Raw genomic sequence first — 5,444 nt, 5'->3', positions numbered from 1 at the left:
CTCGATCTCGCCCAGGCCGCACCGGCCTACCCGCCGGCGCCCGAGGTCGTCGACCACGTCGTCGCGGTCGCGCACGATCCCCGCGGGGCCGCCTACGCCGCCCAGGCGGGGCTGCCGACCCTGCGCGAGGCGTTCGCCGAGAACCTGCGCGGGGACTACGGCGGCATGGTCGGCGCCGACGACATCGTCGTGACGGCGGGGTGCAACCAGGCGTTCTGCCTCGTCGCCTGCGCCCTCACGCTGCCGGGCGACGAGGTCGTCGTCCCCCGCCCCGCGTACTTCAACCACGACATGTGGATGCGGATGCACGGCGTGGTCCCGGTGTCGCTCGAGCCCGACGCCGACCTCGTCCCGCGGGCCGCCGCCGCCGAGCCCCTCATCACCGACCGGACCCGCGCGATCTCGCTCGTGACCCCGGGCAACCCGTCGGGAGTCACCGTCCCGCCGGCCGAGATCGCCGCGTTCGCCGACCTCGCGCGTCGGCACGACATCGCGCTGGTGCTCGACGAGACCTACCGGTCGTTCCGCGCGGAGCCGGGCCCGGCGCACACGCTGTTCGCCGACCCGGACTGGTCGGACACCGTCGTCAGCCTCCACAGCTTCTCGAAGGACCTCGCGCTGCCGGGATACCGCGTCGGGGCGGTGGTCGGGGCCCAGGAGCTGCTCCGGGAGGTGATGAAGCTGCTCGACTGCGTCGCCATCGGGGCACCGCGGATCGGCCAGGAGGCCGCATGGGCCGGGCTGTCCAGGGCCCGCGACTGGCGGACGGATCGCGCGGCCGAGGTCGCCGGACGGCGGTCGGCGTTCACCGTCGCGCTCGCACGGCGGCCGGGTGGGTTCGAGCTGCTCACCTGCGGTGGGTTCTTCGCCTGGGTACGCCATCCCTTCCCCCGGCCGACTCCCGAGATCGTCGACGCCCTCCTCGCCGAGCAGGACGTCCTGGTCCTCCCCGGGACGGACTTCCAGGCGGGCGACGACGGCGCGATGCGGGTGAGCGTCGGCAACCTGGATCCCGACGCCCTCGACGACCTCGTCGGACGGCTCACCGCGTTCGGAGACCGGCGCTGAACGGCCGCGGGCATCCGGGGCGCCCACCTTCTACCCTGGCCCGGTGCCGCAGCTCCCGTCCGACGGCGTCGTCGCCGTCGTCAAGCGCGACTGCCCGACGTGCCGCCTCGTGGAGCCGGTGCTCGCGGAGCTGCCGGGCGTGGTCGTGTTCAGCCAGGACGACCCCGATTTTCCTGCCTCCGGCGATGTCCGCGACGACACCGCGCTCGACGTCAGCCTGGCGCTGGCGATCGACACGGTCCCGACCCTCATCCGGTTCTCCGGCGGCATCGAGAGCGAGCGCACGGTCGGCTGGTCGCGAGAGAACTGGGAGGCCCTCGGCGGCGTGACCGGGCTCGGTGAGGGCCTGCCCGGGTACCGGCCCGGCTGCGGTTCCCGCACCACCGACCCGGAGTTCGCCGACGAACTGCTGGTGCGCTCGCGCGGCGCCTCGCTGAGCTCACGGGCAGTCGACGTCACCGCGTTGGAGGACGAGGTCGAGGCGCTCCACGACCGGGGCTGGTCCGACGGTCTCCCGGTGGTCCCGCCGACCCGCCCCCGGGTGCTGCGGATGCTCGGCGGCACCGCGCGAGAGCCCGACGAGGTGGTCGCTCTGGTACCGCCGAACCTCGCGCCCGCGACGGTCGAGAAGGTCGCCGTCAACGCCGTGCTCGCCGGGTGCCGCCCCGAGTACCTTCCGGTGGTCCTCGCCGCGGTCCAGGCGGCGTGCGAGGAGGAGTTCAACGCCCACGGTCTGCTGGCCACGACCTGGGGCGCGGCCCCCGCGATCATCGTCAACGGGCCGATCGCCGCCGAGATCGGCATGAACGCAGGCGGCAACGCCCTCGGCCAGGGCAACCGGGCCAACGCCACGATCGGCCGGGCGTTGCAGCTGGTGATCCGCAACGTCGGCGGCGGCCGGCCGGGCGAGGTCGACCGCGCCACCCTCGGGCACCCGGGCAAGGTGGGCTTCTGCTTCGCCGAGGACGAGGCCGGGTCCCCGTGGGAGCCGCTCGCGCAGTCCCGCGGCATCGCGGCGGGTGTCTCGGCCGTCACGGTGTTCGCGGCCGAGGGTCCGCGCGGAGTCGCCGACCAGATCTCCCGCGCCCCGGGATCGCTCGCCCGCTCGCTGGCCGCCGGACTGCGGACCGTCGCCCATCCGAAGCTCCCGCGTGGCTTCGACGCCACCCTCGTCGTCTGCCCGGAGCACGCCCGGGTGTTCGCCGAGGCCGGGTGGTCCCGGGCCGACCTGGAGGAAGCACTGGGCGAGGTGCTCCGGCTCGACCCCGCAGAGATCGAGCGCGGCGCCGGAGGCATCGAGGAGGGCGTGCCCCCCGGAATCCTGTCCGGGCCCGCGCCCAAGTTCCGGCCGGGCGGCCTGATGATCGTGCATGCCGGCGGCCGAGCGGGGATGTTCTCCTCCGTCATCGGCGGCTGGGTGGGCGGCCCGGCAGGCAGCATTCCCGTGACCAAGGAGGTCGGACCATGATCGTGCTGGACCCCACCGACGAGAGCACGCCCGCTCACCGTGAAGCGATCGTCCGGCCCGCCTCACTGGAGGGCCTGCGAGTGGGCCTGCTCGACATCTCCAAGGCTCGCGGCGACGTGTTCCTGACCCGGCTCGAAGCACTCCTCGCCGGGCGCGGGGTGGCCGTGCGGCGCTACTCCAAGCCCACGTTCGCCAAGCCGATGCCCGCCGACCTGCGCCGCGAGATCACCGCCGAGTGCGACGTGGTCATCGAGGCCCTCGCCGATTGAGGCTCGTGCACGTCGTGCAGTGTGCACGACTTCGCTGCCCTGGAGTCCCGGGGCGTGGTGGCGACGATGCTCGCCTCCACCGAGTTCGTGACAGCGGCCGATGCCCAGGCCCGGGCCCTCGGCTACGCGTCGGTGCCTGCGGTATTCGTGCCGCACCCGATCCAGGACCGCACCGACGAGGAGATGGCCACGCTCGCCGACGACGCGCTGGACGCGGTACTCGCAGCGGTCACCGCGTCCGGGTGACCGCACCGGCCCGTCGGGCGCCGCGACGACCCCGGGGGTCCCCGGCGATCGGAGGAACCCCGTGAACCCCGCCGTCGTCGTCTCCGAGGAGGTCAGTGCCGCGGTGGCGGACGGCCGGCCCGTGGTCGCCCTCGAGTCGACGATCCTGACCCACGGTCTGCCGCGCCCGCGGAACCTCGAGGTGGCCCTGGACGCCGAGGCCTCGCTGCGGTCCGCGGGGGTCGTGCCCGCCACCGTCGGAATGGTCGACGGGTGCCCCACGGTGGGGCTGTCGACGGCGCAGCTGGAGCGCCTGAGCATCGGCGACGACGTCGCGAAGGTCAGCGTCCGCGACCTCCCGGTGGCGCTCGCCCGGAACGGCCACGGCGGGACGACGGTCGCCGCCACCGCCCTGCTCGCCCACCGCGCCGGCATCGCGGTGTTCTCCACGGGCGGGCTGGGCGGGGTGCACCGCGGGGCCTCGACCACGTTCGACGAGTCCGCCGACCTCGTCGCGCTGTCCGGGATCCCGATCCTCGTGGTCTCCGCCGGAGTGAAGTCGATCCTCGACGTCGGCGCGACCCTGGAACGTCTCGAGACCCTCAACGTCACGGTGCTGGGCTACCGCACCGACACCTTCCCCGGCTTCTACGTGCGCGACTCGGGGTTCCCGGTGCCCGCCCGGGTGGAGTCGGCGACCGAGGCGGCGGCGGTCGCGGCGGCCCGCGACGCCCTCGGCCTGCCGGCTGCGGTGCTGCTGGCCAACCCGGTCGCCGCCGACGCCCAGCTCGACGTCGAGGAGCACCGCCGGGTCCTCGACGAGGCACTCGACGGCGCGGGGGTGGACGGCATCACCGGCCAGGCCACCACGCCGTATCTCCTCGACCGGATCCGGCGGACGACCGCCGGGCGCAGCCTCGAGGTCAACGTCGCGGTCTATCGGGGCAACGTGGCCCTCGGCGGGGAGGTGGCCACCGCGCTCGCCGCCCGGTGACCGACCCGCCCGCGCACCGTCACAGTGTCGGGGGTCGCGCTAACGTGTCGAACATGGGTTCGAACGGTGAGGTCGAGGTGGGCGACGCGGTCAGCGCCGAGCTGACCGCGCTGCTCACCCGCCTCACCGAACTCGCCGACGCCCCCACCGAGCACACCGCGGTGCCGGACGCGGCGCGGATCGACCGGATCGCGGTGCTGGAGCGGATGCGAGCCGCCCTGGCCGCGGCCCAGCACACCGAGATGGTCGCGTTCGGGCGCTCCCAGGTCGCCGCGCACACCGAACAGATCACCGGCGGCACGCTCGACCCGCGCAAGCTCGGGCAGGGCATCGCCGACCAGATCGCGTCGCCGCCCACGTCTCACCGTTCACCGGGTCCCGCCGGCTCGGGGTGGCCCGCGCCCTGGCCACCGACCTCCCCGCGACCCGGGCACTGCTCGCGACCGGGCGGATCAGCGAACAGCTCGCCGAGAAGGCCGTGACGCTGACCAGCCACCTCGACCCCGAGCAGCGTCGCCTGGTCGACAAGAAGGTCGCCGACGCCGGGCTCGACCAGCAGGGCCAGCGCGAAGCCGGGGCGACGGTGAAGAGGCTGGCCTGCGAGGCCGACCCGGCCGGGTTCACCGCCCGCGGCCGCACCGCCCGCGGCGACCGCCGGGTCACCCTTCGCCCCGCGCCGGACACCATGAGCGTGCTGTCGGGACTACTCCCGGTCGAGCAGGGCGTGGCGTGTCTGGCCGCGCTGCGCAGCCACACCGACAGCGTCATCGCGACCGGCGACGACCGCACCCGCGACCAGATCATGGCCGACACCCTCGGCGAACGCGTCACCGGAAAAGCCCAGGCCGAGGATGTGGACGTCGAGGTCGGGATCCTGCTCCCCCTCGACGCCCTGCTCGACCCCGACAACACGCACACCACCGGGGAGCTGGTCGGCCACGGACCGCTCCCCGCCGGCATCGCCCGCGACCTCCTCGCCAGCACCCACGGGAAGCGGTGGTGGCGGCGGCTGTTCACCCACCCCACCACCGGCACCCTCGTCGGCGGCGACCCGAAGCGACGGTTCTTCGACGGGTTCCTCGCCCACCTGATCGACCTCCGCGACCACGGCCGCTGCCGCGACCCCTACTGCGACGCCCCGATCCCCTATCCGCGTGCTCCCCTGACCCACGACCAACATCCGCAGAGCCCGCGCCGGCGGTCCGACCAGCGGCAAGGGGAGCACGCCGATAGGGGGCGCGGGGTGTGCGCCCGCGGGAACTTCGTCCGCGAAATGCCCGGCTGGCAGATCCACACCGTCCACGACGGACTCGGCGACCAACCCCACACCGTCCGCACCACCACCCCGACCGGACACACCTACACCAGCCGAGCCGGACCGTGACGCGAACTCCAGCCCGACGCATGGTGATCACGACCG

General features: G+C 74.2%; 6 protein-coding genes. All 6 read left to right on the top strand.

Annotated features, from left to right (window positions below):
* On the top strand, nucleotides 1-1,068 hold a 1,068-nt coding region (locus VGI02_RS08150; protein ID WP_331626803.1), incomplete at its 5' end, for an aminotransferase.
* 43 nt (nucleotides 1,069-1,111) lie between these two features.
* The gene (locus tag VGI02_RS08145) at nucleotides 1,112-2,536 is read left to right on the top strand and encodes a thioredoxin family protein (protein ID WP_331626802.1); all 1,425 of its coding nucleotides are present in this window, start codon (nucleotides 1,112-1,114) and stop codon (nucleotides 2,534-2,536) included.
* On the top strand, nucleotides 2,533-3,051 hold the full coding sequence (locus tag VGI02_RS08140) for a UGSC family (seleno)protein (protein WP_331626801.1): 519 nt from the start codon (nucleotides 2,533-2,535) through the stop codon (nucleotides 3,049-3,051). The genes VGI02_RS08145 and VGI02_RS08140 overlap by 4 nt, the downstream gene beginning before the upstream one ends.
* 61 nt (nucleotides 3,052-3,112) lie before the next feature.
* Complete coding sequence (locus VGI02_RS08135; RefSeq protein WP_331626799.1) at nucleotides 3,113-4,024, top strand: pseudouridine-5'-phosphate glycosidase; 912 nt, start codon at nucleotides 3,113-3,115, stop codon at nucleotides 4,022-4,024.
* A 53-nt stretch (nucleotides 4,025-4,077) separates the two neighbouring features.
* A complete protein-coding gene (locus VGI02_RS08130) occupies nucleotides 4,078-4,506 on the top strand; it encodes a hypothetical protein (protein ID WP_331626798.1) in 429 nt (142 codons plus the stop codon).
* On the top strand, nucleotides 4,416-5,408 hold the full coding sequence (locus VGI02_RS08125) for a DUF222 domain-containing protein (RefSeq protein WP_331626797.1): 993 nt from the start codon (nucleotides 4,416-4,418) through the stop codon (nucleotides 5,406-5,408). The genes VGI02_RS08130 and VGI02_RS08125 overlap by 91 nt, the downstream gene beginning before the upstream one ends.
* Nucleotides 5,409-5,444: the final 36 nt, after the last annotated feature.

The organism is Actinomycetospora sp., assembly GCF_036497245.1.
GTDB lineage: Bacteria > Actinomycetota > Actinomycetes > Mycobacteriales > Pseudonocardiaceae > Actinomycetospora.
Note: the sequence above shows the minus strand (reverse complement) of the source record. Positions and strands in the feature narration are given on the sequence as shown.

What these genes read in the sequence shown, in the direction of transcription:
- VGI02_RS08130 (WP_331626798.1), top strand. Translation starts at nt 4,078, where the DNA reads ATGGGTTCGAACGGTGAGGTCGAGGTGGGCGACGCGGTCAGCGCCGAG.